11 protein-coding genes are annotated in these 13927 nt (G+C 69.6%); all 11 read right to left on the reverse strand.

Annotated features, from left to right (window positions below; genetic code table 11):
• Positions 1-2: 2 nt before the first annotated feature.
• Complete coding sequence (locus tag VMR86_08470; GenBank protein ID HTO07080.1) at positions 3-440, reverse strand: cyclic nucleotide-binding domain-containing protein; 438 nt, start codon at positions 438-440, stop codon at positions 3-5.
• Positions 437-1978: a DUF4388 domain-containing protein gene (locus tag VMR86_08475; protein ID HTO07081.1), complete on the reverse strand. Its 1542-nt coding sequence runs from the start codon at positions 1976-1978 to the stop codon at positions 437-439. The genes VMR86_08470 and VMR86_08475 overlap by 4 nt, the downstream gene beginning before the upstream one ends.
• Positions 1975-3753, reverse strand: coding sequence for a diguanylate cyclase (locus VMR86_08480; protein HTO07082.1), 1779 nt, complete (start codon positions 3751-3753; stop codon positions 1975-1977). Before VMR86_08480 ends, VMR86_08475 begins: the two co-directional genes overlap by 4 nt.
• Positions 3754-3838: 85 nt before the next feature.
• Positions 3839-5203 carry a tRNA (N6-isopentenyl adenosine(37)-C2)-methylthiotransferase MiaB gene (gene miaB, locus VMR86_08485; GenBank protein HTO07083.1) on the reverse strand — a complete coding sequence of 455 codons (1365 nt, stop codon included), beginning with the start codon at positions 5201-5203 and terminating at the stop codon, positions 3839-3841.
• Positions 5204-5583: 380 nt separating this feature from the next.
• A complete protein-coding gene (locus VMR86_08490; protein HTO07084.1) occupies positions 5584-6996 on the reverse strand; it encodes a VWA domain-containing protein in 1413 nt (470 codons plus the stop codon).
• A 2-nt stretch (positions 6997-6998) separates the two neighbouring features.
• A complete protein-coding gene (locus tag VMR86_08495) occupies positions 6999-7985 on the reverse strand; it encodes a MoxR family ATPase (protein ID HTO07085.1) in 987 nt (328 codons plus the stop codon).
• Positions 7975-8565 (reverse strand): PadR family transcriptional regulator, encoded by a 591-nt coding sequence (locus VMR86_08500; protein ID HTO07086.1) that lies wholly within the window; start codon positions 8563-8565, stop codon positions 7975-7977. Before VMR86_08500 ends, VMR86_08495 begins: the two co-directional genes overlap by 11 nt.
• Before the next feature lie 4 nt (positions 8566-8569).
• Positions 8570-9808 carry a bifunctional 3,4-dihydroxy-2-butanone-4-phosphate synthase/GTP cyclohydrolase II gene (locus tag VMR86_08505; GenBank protein HTO07087.1) on the reverse strand — a complete coding sequence of 413 codons (1239 nt, stop codon included), beginning with the start codon at positions 9806-9808 and terminating at the stop codon, positions 8570-8572.
• Between the two features lie 241 nt (positions 9809-10049).
• Positions 10050-10718, reverse strand: coding sequence for a hypothetical protein (locus tag VMR86_08510; GenBank protein ID HTO07088.1), 669 nt, complete (start codon positions 10716-10718; stop codon positions 10050-10052).
• Between the two features lie 68 nt (positions 10719-10786).
• A complete protein-coding gene (gene meaB / locus VMR86_08515) occupies positions 10787-11785 on the reverse strand; it encodes a methylmalonyl Co-A mutase-associated GTPase MeaB (protein ID HTO07089.1) in 999 nt (332 codons plus the stop codon).
• Positions 11782-13926: a methylmalonyl-CoA mutase gene (gene scpA, locus VMR86_08520; protein ID HTO07090.1), complete on the reverse strand. Its 2145-nt coding sequence runs from the start codon at positions 13924-13926 to the stop codon at positions 11782-11784. Before scpA ends, meaB begins: the two co-directional genes overlap by 4 nt.
• Position 13927: the final 1 nt, after the last annotated feature.

The raw sequence follows: 13927 nt of genomic DNA on the forward strand, positions 1-13927 counted from the left end.
TGTCAAGAAAGCGCGGGCGCGGGCGAGCGCGAGTCACCGACCACGCCGCGCACGAGCGACGCGTAGCTGCGCAGGACGGCCTCCTGGAGGCGCAGGGCGAGCCCCGGGGCGTCGTCGCGCAGGCGCAGGTAGTGCTCGCGAGTGAGCGACATCACTCGCGTCGGGGTCGCGCAGACCGCGTCGCATTCGCGCTTGCCGATCGAAACCAGCGACAACGCGCCCAGCACCTCGCCCGGGCCGAGCTCCGCCAGGCTCTGGCCCTCGGCGCGGATCGTGAAGGTGCCCTCGATCGCGAAGTAGAGCGCGTCGGCCTCCTCGCCGCTGTGGAACAGGACCGAGCCGGCGTCGAGCTCGCGGGGCTCGAGATAGCCCTCGAGCACCTTGCGGTTCTCGTCGGACAGCTCGGAGAGCAGTGGAAATCCAGCCAATGGGGAGCTCATGGCACGAGCCTCGCGAAGACGCTGCGCAGCACCTCGAGGCGTTCGTTGCTCGTCGGTGCCGGCAGCACGAAGAAGGATCCGCTCTCGAGGTGCGGCAGGTTGCCGCGCGCCGAATCGGAGAGCGAGAGACCGGGCGCATCGGGCAGCAAGAGGTGCACGGTGCGCGGGCTCTTGGCCCGCAGCTTGGTCCAGATGTTTTCGGTGGCCTCGAGCGCGGCGCCGAACGGCCCGGCCGGCAGGATGATCGCGCCCAGCATGCCGTTCGCGGCCACGTCCCAGAGCGGCTCGTAGTTCGGGTCCGCGGGCGTGGAGATCAGCCGCAAGGTCATGTGCTCGCCCAGCGGCACGTGGCCCAGCGTGCCCAGCGCCCCCAAGTGGTCCGGCTCGCGCGCGAGCCGGCCGTCGATCACGAAGTGAGTCGACTCGCGCAGCGCCGTCACGAACGCGCGCATCAGCGCGCGCTCCTTGCACGCCACCACCACCTTCAGCACCGAGCCGAGCTTGGGCCGCTGACTCGCGGCCCACTCGCGCAGGCGCCGCACCTGGGGCGCGGAGAAGACCGCCGCCTCGCTCTGCGCGAAGCCGCCCTCCGGCGTGGTGCGCAGGTGCTCGAGCCCCAGCGCGTCGCGCGCGAACAGGTCGGAGAGCACGCGCAGCACCTGGTAGTCGGGATACGGGCAGTGATCGACGATCTCGCCGATCTTGCGGTACGCGGTGACTGCGTCGACCACTTCCTTGGTGAGCGGGTGCTGGATCGCGGGGATCTCTTCGCGCGGCACGCGCAGCGCCAGCCGGAAGTCGGGGCCCGGCATGTCGCGGCGCAGCTTGTCCCACTCGTCTTTCTGGCGCATGCCCTCCATCAGCAGCATGCGCAGGGGCTTGGAGATGCGCGGGTGGTCCTTCACCTCGCCGGGGATGAACTCGAAACGCCCTTCCTTCCAGCACAGGATCCGGTAGAGCGCCTTCTCGCCCACGACGGCGGTGCCGTCGGCGAGCGGGATCATGGCATCGACGATCTGCCCGGCGCGGATCGCGATCGAGGCCGGCGCCGGCAGCTCCTCCTGCGAGATGCGCACGCTGCCGCTGCGCTGGTTCATCTGGAAGATCTGCAGCAGGTCGGCGACGGAAATCTGCGAGAGCTTGCCTTCGATCTCGGTGTCGCTGCGGATCTCGCCGAAGCGCGCGCTGCGCTCGAGGATCGCGTCGACGTGGTCGAGGATGTCGGCCTCGTGCCAGGGCGCGACCACCGTGGCGTCGCGCGAGTCCATCGAGATCGGCGCGTCGAGCTCGTCGTTGACCAGGAAGATGAAGCTCGTGCCGCGCGTGCGCGGGTTGCCGCGCAGGATCTCCGCCAGGCGCACGCCGTCGATCACGGCGAGGTCGATCGGGCAGATGATCGCCTCGGGGATGCGCTCCAGTGACAGCTCGAGCGCGGTCGCGCCGTGCTGGGCGACCTCGACGACGTGGCCGCGGCTGCTGCACGCCTCGGCGATGCCCTTGGCGCGCCCGCGGTCGTGGTCTGCGACCAGCAGCCTCACGCGCGCACCCCGAAGCCGGTCTCGGCGCGCAGCCGGAAGGTCATGTGCTCGACCAGCACCGGATCGGCCGAGTGGAACACGGGCCGCGCGCCGTCGCTGCGCGGCTTGCCCGCGACCAGCGCGTAGGGCGGGCCTTCGCCGAAGCGCACGATCCACGATGTGTCGGCGGAGACGTTGGGCGGCAGCGACAGCGCGGTGACTGCCGGGCCCGAGGGCACGGTGTCGCCGTCGGTCGCGAGGAACACCTCGGTCGCGGTCTCGATGTCACCCAGTGCGGCGAGCGGCGCGAGGAAGCGCTTGCGGTCGGGGCCGGGCGCGAGGAACAGGAGCCCGCGATCGCGCGGCCGGCAGGCCAGGTCGCCGATCAAGAGCTCGGCCGCCTCGCCCACGAAGTCGTTCGGCAGCCACAGCGCGCGGTCGAGCAGGCGCGCGCCCATGGCCGAGAGCGGCGTCTCGGCCTCGATGCCGAGCTCGCGCACCACGCTGGCGTGCTCCTCCTGGACGCGCCGCTCCGCGGCCGTGGAGAGCTGCTCGAGTGTCTCGCCGTCGACCGGGAAGTTGGCCACGCCCAGCGCCGGGTTCGCGTCGACGTTCCCCTCGCGCAGCGAGTCGCGCAGGCGCTGCGCGATGCGGCGCTTCAGCACCACGCCGCCCAGCGGATCGGTGTCGGTGACCAGCACCCAGAAGCGCTTGCCACCTTCGGCCACCAGCACGTCGGTGGTCCGTAGCGTGCGCGTGATCGCGCTGACCAGCGACGGCAGGACGGCCCCGTTCTTCACGGGATCGAAGCCCTCCACGTCCACGCACAAGAGCGACAGCCGGCGGCCGAAGCGGTGCGCCTTGTGCACCTCGGTGCGGCCGACCTCGTCGAGGAAGTCGCGGCCGGGCAGGCCGGTGAGTGACTCGCGCAGGCTGGAGCGCGCCAGGCTCTCGCGGTCCGAGGCGACGTCGAGCGCGAGCGCGCCGGGACCGGCGATCTGCCGGCACGACTCGAGCTCGCGCGGACCGAAGCCGTCGCTGCTGCCGGCCAGCCGCGCCACCGCGAGCAGGCGCCCTTCGCGCGCGAACGGCAGCCACACGAGCCGCGCCTGCGCCTCCGACGGCTCGGGCACCAGCTTGCCCGCGCGCAGCGCGTCGGCGCGCGCCGGAGGCTCGAACACGAACACCTCGGGCGCGGGCTCGGCGCCGCCGGAGAGGTAGAAGCTGCGCGCGACCGTGCCGTCGCTGCGCGGGGTCGAGTAGAGGGCGATGTCGCGTGCGCGGGTCTCGACGCCGAGCAGCTGCGCGATGCGCTTCTCCACCTCGACGCGCGCGCGCGGCTCGAACAGCGCCGACATGCGCTCGAGCAGCGAGACACGGCTCATGAGCTGGACGTTCTCGTCGAGGAGTCTCCCCTGCTCCGCCTCGTTGCGCGGCGGTGCGAGCAGCGCCTGGAGCGCGCGCAGCAGCGCTTCGCGGTCGACGGGCTTCTGCAGGAAGTCGCGCGCGCCGGCGCGGGTCGCGGTCGCGCGCGCGGCGGCGTCGGTCGAGACCGCGAGCCACGCGATCTTCGGCCAGCGCGCGCGCAGCCGGCCGAGCGCGGCATCGAGCTCCTTCCCGAGCTGGGCCGGGTCGGCGATCAGGACGTCCGGCGTTCCGTCGCGCGTCGCGGCTTCGAGCGCGCGCGCCTCGTTCGCGACCGCGCGCACGGCGTAGCCCGCCTCGGAGAGCAGCCCCTCGACGAAGCTCCGGAAATAGAGCTGGTCGTCGATCGCGAGTATCCGCGCCTTGGGCAAGGTCTCTCCTCGGTCCGCGAGGGGGCGCGGCCCAAACTCCGGTGCAGCTTAGTCTCCAGACTTGTCGGCGCCGACAGGATTTTTTTCAGCGCGCCGGCGCCGCTTCGCGCCCGAGCAGCGAGTGCGGCGTGTAGCCGTCGATGGCGACGTCTGCGTACGCACCGCGCGCGATGTCGCTCCCGGCGCTGAAGTTCACCAGGCGGTTGTGCGGGTCGCGGCCCGAGAAGTGGTGGCTGCCGCGGCGGCTGTGGCCGTCGACGAGCACGTCCGTGCGCCCGCCCACGCGCGCGCGGTGCGCCTCGAGCGTAAGCTCGCCCTGGAGCGTCTGCATCTCCGCCAGGCGCGCTTGCGCCTCGACCGGATCGATCTCGCCCAGGCCGCGGCGCTGGGCCGGGGTACCGGGCCGCTCGGAGTACTTGAACGAGAAGCTGTCGGTGAAGCGCACCTCGCGCATGAGGCCCAGCGTCTGGCGGAAGTCGTCGGGAGTCTCGGCCGGGAAGCCGACGATCAGGTCGGTCGTGAGCGCGATTCCCGGCCGTGCCGCACGCAGCCGGGCCACGATGTCCACGTAGGTCGCCCGGTCGTAGCGCCGGTTCATGGCTGCGAGCACGCGGTCGGAGCCGCTCTGCACCGGCAGGTGCAGGTGCGGGCAGAGCTGTGGTAGCTCGCGGTAGGCCTCGATCAGGTCGTCGGAGACGAAGCTCGGATGCGGGCTGGTGAAGCGGATGCGCCGGATGCCCGGCACTTCGGCCACCCGGCGCAGCAGATCGGCAAAGCGGATCTCGCCGGCGGCCATGCCCGGGCGCGGCCGGCCGTAGGCGTTCACGGTCTGCCCGAGGAGCGTCACCTCGGTCACGCCGCCCTCGGCGAGCGCCCGGACCTCGGCCAGGATCCGGTCACTGGCGCGGCTGACCTCGCGGCCGCGCGTGCGCGGGACGACGCAGTAGGCGCAGAAGAGATCGCAGCCCTCCATCACGGTCACGAAGGCGCGCCCCGGCGAGGTGGACGCGAACTCGGGGTGCAGCTCGGGCAGCTCGAAGCGCGCCTGCGGGTCGTCGTCGTAGTCGACGCGCAGCCCGCGCCGGCGGGCGCCGGCTTCGCGCGCCAGCTCGGGCAGATGTACGAGGTTCTGCGGGCCGAACACGAAGTCGAGCCCGGGGAAGCGGCGCAGCAGCGCCTCGCCCTCCTGCTGGGCCACGCAGCCGCCGACGCCGACGACCAGCCCCGGCTCCGACTGCTTGCGCTGCAGCAGCCAGCCGAGCTCGGTGTAGAGCTTGTGCTCGGCCTTCTCGCGGATCGAGCAGGTGTGAATCACGACCAGCTCGGCCGCCTCCGCCTCGTCGGACGCCGTCCAGCCGTCGTGGTGCAGCAGGTTCGCCATCTTCTGCGCGTCGTGTTGGTTCATCTGGCAGCCAAAGCTGCGGATGTGGAAACGCCTCGCGCGATTCATGCAATTCGCTTCGCCCGGAATCACCATTCACTCCTGGTAGATGGCTCGAGAGATTCAAGCAACGGTTTGCCTACGAATCGGGCAGGTTGCGAAAAATGGAAATGTGGTTTGACATCTCCGCCTCCCCATGCATAATCTGCCCACGTGGCCTAATCCGCGACTGGGAGGCGCGGAATTCCCGCCAGAGAGTTTATGGAGAAGGCGGTGGAGACGACATTTCTGAATTGAAATGTCCAACCTCTCACCCCCCACAAAGTCATCCACCGCCCTCTCCGACCCCGTAACAGCCTCGGTAGCGCAAGCTACCGGGGCTGTTCCACTGTCGGGCCTCGGTAGCGCAAGCTACCGGGGCTGTTTCGCTTGTCGGGCCTCGCGCAGGGCTAGAGGATCAGCCGGTCGACGAGCCGCGAGAGCTGCTTCAGGTTGCGGCACTCTTCCGCGATGTCCGTGTAGGGCAGGTACTTGTCCATCACGCTGTCACCGAAGCCCCAGGCGCCCGGTGACTCGGGGTTGATCCAGATCACGTTCTTGGCCTTGGAGTGGATGTCGCGCATGCACCAGGCCCGCGGGTCGTTGTAGTTGTTGCGCGCGTCGCCGATCACCACGACCGTGGTGCGGCTGTCGATCGTGGACAGGTAGTCGCGCCAGAACGTGTGGAAGGCCATGCCGAAGTTCGAGCGCGTGTACGGGTTGATCACGTCGCCGCCGTCGAGCGCCAGGTCGATCGCGTCGAAGATCTCGTGGTCGCGGAAGAGCTGACTCACCTCGCCGAGCTCCGCGACGAACACGAAGCTGCGCACCTTGGTGAAGCAGTCCTGCAGCGAGAAGATGAACTGCAGGAAGAAGCGCGACACGTTCGCGACCGAGCTCGAGATGTCGCACAGGACGACGAGCTTCGGCTTCTCCTTCTTGCGCTGCTTGAACACGAGCTCGAACGGAATGCCGCCGTGCTCCATGTTGCGGCGCATGGTGGTCTTGAGGTCGAACTTGCCGCGCCGCTCGCGCTTGCGGCGCATGGTGATCACGCTCTTGAGCTTCTGGGCCAGCCGCTGCACGACCTCGCGCAGCTTGCGCAGGTCTTCCTCGGTGAGGTTGTAGAAGCTCTTCTCGAGCAGACTCTCGCGCCGGAAGCGCTCGATGTAGTCGTGGTTCTGCTTGTCGAGCTCGCGCTCGGTGTACTGCCGCACCGCCCGGCGCACGGCTTCCTGGACCGCCTTCAGTAGCTCGCCGAGCTCCCGAAGCTTGTCCTCGTCCATGCCCTGCTCGCGCAGCTGCTCCATGAGACTGCGCAGCTCGCCCGCCGCGCCTTCCATGTCCATCTGCTCCATCATGCGGCGCGAGAAGAAGCCGATCTGGAGCATGTTGCGGATGTTCTGGACCTCGGCCTCGTCGCCCGCCTGCTGGATCAGCTTCTCGAGGGCGTTCGGGTCCATGCCGAGCAGCGCCTTGGCGAGCTCGGACAGGTCGCCCACGTCCATGTTCTCGAGCATGCGGCGCAGCTGCTCGAGCAGCTGCTCGAGATCGAAGCCCTCGGGCATGCCGCCCATGGCCTGACCCAGCTCCTGCCGCAGCTGGTCGTGGAAGCCCGACCAGAACAAGTCGAAGAGCCGGTCGTAGGTGTCGATCTCGTCGGAGCGCTTCACCATGGTGGTGCGCAGCGCGTCCTTGAACAGCTCGCGGTCCTCGAGCGGCAGCTCGTCGATCGCGCCGAAGGCGTCGAGTGACTCGGCGACCGACACGCGCACGCCGGCCTTGCGCAAGAGGTTGGTGAACTCGACCAGCTTCTTCTGCATGTCTAGTGCAGCACGCTCTTCTTGGCACCCGGCTGCGCGGGCGGCGGAGTCACCGGCGCTCCGGCCGCCTTCTCGGCCGCCTTGCGCTGCAGGAGCGCGTTCAGCTCGCTCTGCGCCTTGGCGATGTCGCCCTGGTGCTTCAGGATCACGTTCATGGTGTCGTTCACGAGCTCGGTCTCGAGCTCGTCGGCGTTCAGCACCATGAGCGCGCGCGCCCAGTCCAGCGTCTCGCTGATCGACGGCGTCTTCTTCAGGTCGAGCTTCCGGATGCGCTGCACGAGCTCGACGATGTCGTGCACCAGCCGCTGGCCGATGCCCGGGACCTTGAGCTCGAGGATGCGGACCTCTTCCTCGGTGGTCGGGAAGTCGATGTGCAGGTGCAGACAGCGGCGCTTCAGCGCGTCGGTCATCTCGCGCGCGTCGTTGGAAGTCAGGAACACGAGCGGCAGGTGCTTGGCCTGGATCGTCCCGACCTCGGGCACGCTCACCGTGTAGTCCGAGAGCACCTCGAGCAGGAACGCCTCGAACTCCGGATCCGACTTGTCGACCTCGTCGATGAGCAGGAGGATCGGCTCGGGCGCGGTGATCGCCTTGAGCAGCGGCCGCGCCACGATGAAGCGCTCGCTGAAGAACACGTCGTCCTGACCCGCGATGCGCTCCGACGCCTCTTTCATGGTCTTGGTGCCGGCGATCACGTCGTTGATCTTGTCGCGCAGCATCTGCGTGTAGAGCAGCTGCTTGGAGTACTCCCACTCGTAGAGGGCCTTGGACTCGTCGAGGCCCTCGTAGCACTGCAGGCGGATCAGCGGGCGGTTCACGGCGCGCGCCACCACCTTGGCGAGCTCGGTCTTGCCGACGCCGGCAGGCCCCTCGACCAGGACCGGCTTGTTCAGCTTGGACGCCAGATACACCACCGTCGCGATCTTCTTGCCCGCGATGTAGTTCTGGTCGAGCAGGCGCTTCTGGACGTCATCCACGCTATCGAACATTGCTTCTCCCATTCTTGTGCACGTCGGGCCGGAACCGGTGAGTCTCCGTGGCCCTCGCCAGAAGCTCTTCCAACCACCCCTGTCTCATGCGCTGCAGACGCACGCCGTACTCGACGATCATACGCCGGTACGGGTCCTTCGCGCCCGGCCGCTCGTTCGCGATGCGCGCCTCGAGCCGCGCCGCCCGGGCCTCCGTCTGGGCCAGCCGCGCGCGGATCTGCTCGGCGGCCTCGCCCGGGTCGAGGTGCTCGAAGAAGCTCGCGCGCTGCAGGAACTCGTCGCGCCAGAAGAAGCTCTGGCGCTCGCGCCCGTGCGCCGGCTCGGCGCCCTCGAGCCAGCGCTCGAACGCGGCGCGGCCCGCGGGCGTGACTCGGTACAGGTGCTTGGTCGGGCTGCGCTGCTGCTCGACCACCTCTTTCTCGATCCAGCCCTGGCCTTCGAGCTTGGCCAGCGCCGGATAGAGCTGGCCGTCGTTCAGGCCGTAGTCCTGCGCGAAGGTCTCCTCGAGCTGCTTGCGGATCGAGTAGCCGTGGGCCGGCGCGTCCATGAGCACGCCCAGGATCGTGTAGGCCACCGACATGCGATCAGCTCATCAGGTTCAAGATGTGTCCGAGCTTCTCGCGCTTGGTGCGGAGATACTCGAGGTTCTTGTCGTTGGGGCGCATCTCGAGCGGCACCAGCTCCACGAACTCGAGGCCGTAGCCCTCGAGGCCCGCGCGCTTCTGCGGGTTGTTCGTGAGCAGGCGGATCTTGGTGACTCCCAGGTTGACCAGGATCTGCGCGCCCACGCCGAAGTCGCGCGCGTCGGGCGGGAAGCCCAGGCGCTCGTTCGCCTCGACGGTGTCGAGGCCCTCTTCGTCCTGCAGGGCGTAGGCGCGGATCTTGTTGAGCAGGCCGATCCCGCGGCCTTCCTGGCGCATGTAGAGCAGCACGCCCGTGCCCTCTTCCTGGATCATCTTGAGCGCGGTCTGCAGCTGCTCGCCGCAGTCGCAGCGCAGCGACCCGAACGCGTCGCCGGTGAGACACTCGCTGTGCACGCGCACCAGCGTGGCCTCGCCGGGCCGGATCTCGCCGCGCACGAACGCCACGTGGTCGACGCGGTCGATCTCGTTCTTGAACACGATCGCGCGGAAGTCGCCGAACAGCGACGGCACCAGGGCTTCGGCGCCGCGCACCACGTGACTCTCGGTGCGCAGCCGGTACTTGATCAGGTCGGCCACGGTGAGGATGCGCAGGCTGTGGCGCGCCGCGAAGTCCTTCAGGTCGGGCATGCGCGCCATGGTCCCGTCGTCGTTCATGATCTCGCAGATCACCGCCGCGGGCTCGAGGCCCGCGAGCCGCGCGAGGTCGACCGAGCCCTCGGTCTGGCCGGTGCGCCGCAGCACGCCGCCGGGCTTGGCGACCAGCGGGAATACGTGACCCGGGCGCGTGAGGTCCGAGGGCCGCGCGCCGGCGGCCATGGCGACCGCGATCGTGCGCGCGCGGTCCGCGGCCGAGATGCCGGTGGTGACTCCCTCGCGTGCCTCGATCGAGACCGTGAACGCGGTGCCGTAGGGCGTCTCGTTCTCCGAGTCGCGCACCATGAGCGGCAGGTCGAGCTGCCGCGCGCGCTCGGGCGTGATCGCCAGGCAGATCAGCCCGCGCGCATGCCGCGCCATGAAGTTCACGGCCTCGGCCGTGCAGTGCGACGCCGCGATGCAGACGTCGCCCTCGTTCTCCCGGTCCTCGTCGTCGGCCAGGATCACCATGCGGCCGGCGCGGAAATCCTCGATTCCCGCGCGCACCCGCGCCATCACATCGTCGCCCCGCTCGATCTCGCTCATCACTGCTACCTACAGGCTAGGTAAGGTGACGGTAACAGCGGCGTGGCGGGGCCGTCAAACTCTGTCGCGTGCGGGGAACGCTTCTGCGCTTCGCGCGCCGGGCCGGAGCCCTTCCTCGCGGGTCCCTTCTCGTCGCGGACTCCTGCGAGTCCGACCGACTTCGTTCGCCAGGTGGCTCACTGCGCGCGGCTGCCGCCGCTTGCGACCTCGCTCAGGGCGGCCTTCGCTCGGCCACCCCCGCTCAGGTGCCCTTCTGCTCCTGGAAGTGGCCGAGCACGCCGGCGACGAACTGCTGCTCGGTCACGCCGAACTTCTGGCCGAAGGAGTGGCGCTGGTCCAGGTGGCGGAACAGGCGGATGAGCAGCGCCTCGAAGGTCTCGATCACGCCCTCGCCCTTGGCAGCGGCGGCGGGGATGGTCGGGATGCCCGTGCCCTCCCAGGCCTTCCGCACTTCCTCGAGCGGCTTGATGTCCTCCAGGTCGCGCTTGTTGAACTGCACGACGCTCGGGATCTGGTGGATGTCGAGGCCATTGGCGCGCAGGTTGGCCTCGAGGTCGCGGTACGAGTAGGCGTTGGCCGACGACGCGGAGCGCTGTGAGTCGGCGATGAAGGCCACGGCGTCGGCGCCGGCCAGCACCACGCGCCGGGTCGAGCGGTGCAGCACCTGCCCGGGCACGGTGAAGAGCTTCAGCTTGATCTTGAAGTCACCCTCGACGCCGAACTCGACGGGCAGGAAGTCGAAGTACAGGGTGCGGTCGTCCTGGGTGTCCAGAGTGACCATGTCGCCGCGCACGGTCTTGCCGAGCTTGGCGTGGATCTGCTTCAGGTTCGTGGTCTTACCCGAGAGCGCGGGCCCGTAGTACACGAGCTTCAGCGTGATCTCACGGCTCTCGAGGTTGAGCTGCGGCATGGTGTCGCGCCTGAGTGGGAGTCGAGGGCCGTATCGGCGGCGGGCGCGGGCCGGTTGAGGGGATCGAGTCAGCGCGACCCGCGCCGGCGCGTGAAGATGTCGAGCAAGATGCGCGCGGCGCGCGGGGCCGAGACGGCGTGCGCCTCGACCTCGGCCTCGAGGTCCGGCAGGCGCGCCGCGAGCTTGGCGTCGGCGCGAAACGCCGCTTGGAGCCCCTCGTCGAGCAGCCGCCACAGCCAGGCGCGCGCCTGTGACTTGCGGCGCCGCTCGAGCTCGCCGCTCTTCTGCACGGCCTCGCGGTGCGCGAGCACCGTGCGCCAGAACTGCTCCACGCCGTCACCCGTGCGCGCGCTGGCACAGAGCACGACGGGCGTCCACGCGGGCGACGCGGGCTGCAGGATCGCCAGCGCGTGCTCGTAGTCGCCGCGCGTGCGCTCGGCGGCGGCCTTCTGCTCGCCGTCGGCCTTGTTCACGACCAGCACGTCGGCGAGCTCGAGCACGCCCTTCTTCAAGCCCTGGAGCTCGTCGCCGGCGCCGGGCTGGAGCAGCACGGCGAACAGGTCGACCATCGAGCGCACCTCGACCTCGCTCTGACCGACGCCGACCGTCTCGACGAGCAGCGTGTCGAAGCCCGCCGCCTCGCACACCAGCATCGCCTCGCGCGTGCGGTGCGCCACGCCGCCCAGCGTGCCGCCCGAAGGCGTGGGGCGGATGAACGCCTTGGGCTCGCGCGCGAGTCTCTCCATGCGCGTCTTGTCGCCCAGGATGCTGCCGCCCGAGACGGGGCTCGACGGGTCGATCGCCAGCACCGCGAGTGAGGTGCCCTGGGACACGAGCTCGAGCCCGAGTGTCTCGATGAACGAGCTCTTGCCCACGCCGGGCGGGCCCGTGATGCCCACGCGGATCGAGCCGCCCGTGGCGGGCATGAGCTGGTCGAGCACCTCCTGACCGAGCTCGCGGTGCTCGGCGCGCCGGCTCTCGAGCAGCGTGATCGTCTTGGCGATGAGGCGCCGATCGCCTGCGCGCACCCCCGCGACGTAGTCCGCGGGGGACAGCGCTTTCGTCATGCGCGCCGGTCTCGGATCGAGCGCAGCACCTCGCGCGCGGCGCGCGGGATCTGCGTGCCGGGGCCGAAGACGTTCGAGACGCCGTGCGCTTGCAGGAACTCGTAGTCCTGCTGCGGGATGACTCCCCCGCAGATCACCACCACGTCGCCCCCGCCCTGCGCGCGCAGCGCATCGATCAGCTGCGGCACCAGCGTCTTGTGACCGCCGGCCTGGGTCGAGATACCGACCGCGTGCACGTCGTTCTCGATCGCCTGGCGCGCGACTTCCTCGGGCGTCTGGAACAGCGGGCCCACGTCGACGTCGAAGCCCAGGTCGGCGAACGAGGTCGCGATGACTTTGGCGCCACGGTCGTGACCGTCCTGTCCCAGCTTGGCCACGAGGATGCGCGGCCGGCGCCCCTCGTCGTCGGCGAAGGCGCGGATCTCGCGCTGCAGGGCTTCGAAGTCCGGGTCACCCCGGTAGGCCGCGGCATACACGCCGGAGACACTACGCGTCTCCGCGCGATGGCGCCCGTACACGCGCTCCAGGGCGGAGGAGATCTCGCCCACGGTCGCCCGTGCCCGCGCGCACTCGATCGCGAGCTCGAGCAGGTTCGCCTCGCGGCTGCGCGCGCCGGCCTCGAGGGCGGCCAGCGTCTTCTGGCAGCGCGCCTCGTCGCGCGTGGCGCGGATCCTGGCCAGCCGCGCGACCTGCTTTTGGCGCACCTCGCTGTTGTCGATCTCGAGCACCTCGACCTCGGTCGGAGTCGCCGCGAGATACTTGTTCACGCCCACCACCACGTCCTCGCCGCGGTCGATGCGCGCCTGGCGGCGCGTGGCGGCCTCCTCGATGCGCAGCTTGGGCATGCCGGCCTCGATCGCGCGCGTCATGCCGCCCAGTGACTCGACCTCGTCGATCAGCTTCCGGGCCTCGCGCGCCATGGCCGCGGTCAGGCTCTCCACGTAGTACGACCCGCCCAGCGGGTCGATCACGTGCGTGATGCCGGTCTCCTCGGCCAGGATCAGCTGGGTGTTGCGCGCGATGCGCGCCGAGAACGGCGTGGGCAGGGTGACCGCCTCGTCGAAGCCGTTGGTGTGCAGTGACTGGGTGCCGCCGAGCACCGCGGCCAGCGCCTCGATGGTCGTTCGGATCACGTTGTTGTACGGGTCCTGCTCGGTGAGGCTCGCGCCCGAGGTCTGCGAGTGGGTGCGCAGCATCGACGAGCGCGCGTCGCGCGGCTCGAACTTTTGCATGAGCTGGGCCCAGAGCAGCCGCCCGGCGCGCATCTTGGCGATCTCCATGAAGAAGTTCATGCCGATCGCCCAGAAGAACGAGAGCCGCGGCGCGAACTCGTCGATCGTGAGTCCGCGCGAGAGCGCCGCGCGCACGTAGTCCAGCCCGTCGGCCAGCGTGAACGCGAGCTCCTGGACCTGCGTCGCGCCCGCCTCCTGCATGTGATAGCCGCTGATCGAGATACTGTTGAAGCGCGGCATCTTCCGCGCGGTGTACGCGATGATGTCCGCCACGATCCGCATCGAGGGCTCGGGCGGATAGATGTACGTGTTGCGGACCATGAACTCTTTCAGGATGTCGTTCTGGATCGTCCCGGCGAGCTTGTTCGCGGGGACGCCCTGCTCCTCCGCCGCGACGATGAAGTTCGCGAGCGTGGGAATGACCGCGCCGTTCATGGTCATGGAGACGGTCATCTTGTCGAGCGGGATCCCGTCGAACAGGATCTTCATGTCCTCGACCGAGTCGATCGCCACGCCCGCCTTGCCCACGTCGCCCACCACGCGCGGGTGGTCGGAGTCGTAGCCGCGGTGGGTCGCCAGGTCGAACGCGACCGACAGACCCATCTGGCCCGCCTTGAGGTTGTCGTGGAAGAAGCGGTTGGACTCCTCGGCGGTGGAGAAGCCCGCGTACTGGCGGATGGTCCACGGCCGGTTCGCGTACATGGTGGCGCGCGGCCCGCGCAGGTACGGGAAGGCGCCCGGCAGCGTGTCCGTGCCCTCGAGTGACTCGAGGTCGGCGGCGGTGTACAGGGGCTTGACCGGAATGCCTTCCGGTGTGTGCCAGATCAACGTATCCGGGCTCTCGCCGTTGAGGTCCTCGCTGGCGAGCTTTCTCCAGGCCGCGACGTCGGCTTTTCGGTCTTCACTCACG

The organism is Myxococcota bacterium, assembly GCA_035498015.1.
In the GTDB taxonomy this organism is placed as follows: Bacteria; Myxococcota_A; UBA9160; order SZUA-336; family SZUA-336; genus VGRW01.

What these genes read in the sequence shown, in the direction of transcription:
- VMR86_08495 (HTO07085.1), bottom strand. Translation starts at nt 7,985, where the DNA reads ATGTTCGATAGCGTGGATGACGTCCAGAAGCGCCTGCTCGACCAGAAC.
- VMR86_08505 (HTO07087.1), bottom strand. Translation starts at nt 9,808, where the DNA reads ATGAGCGAGATCGAGCGGGGCGACGATGTGATGGCGCGGGTGCGCGCG.
- meaB (HTO07089.1), bottom strand. Translation starts at nt 11,785, where the DNA reads ATGACGAAAGCGCTGTCCCCCGCGGACTACGTCGCGGGGGTGCGCGCA.
- VMR86_08470 (HTO07080.1), bottom strand. Translation starts at nt 440, where the DNA reads ATGAGCTCCCCATTGGCTGGATTTCCACTGCTCTCCGAGCTGTCCGAC.
- VMR86_08500 (HTO07086.1), bottom strand. Translation starts at nt 8,565, where the DNA reads ATGTCGGTGGCCTACACGATCCTGGGCGTGCTCATGGACGCGCCGGCC.
- miaB (HTO07083.1), bottom strand. Translation starts at nt 5,203, where the DNA reads ATGAATCGCGCGAGGCGTTTCCACATCCGCAGCTTTGGCTGCCAGATG.
- VMR86_08490 (HTO07084.1), bottom strand. Translation starts at nt 6,996, where the DNA reads ATGCAGAAGAAGCTGGTCGAGTTCACCAACCTCTTGCGCAAGGCCGGC.
- VMR86_08510 (HTO07088.1), bottom strand. Translation starts at nt 10,718, where the DNA reads ATGCCGCAGCTCAACCTCGAGAGCCGTGAGATCACGCTGAAGCTCGTG.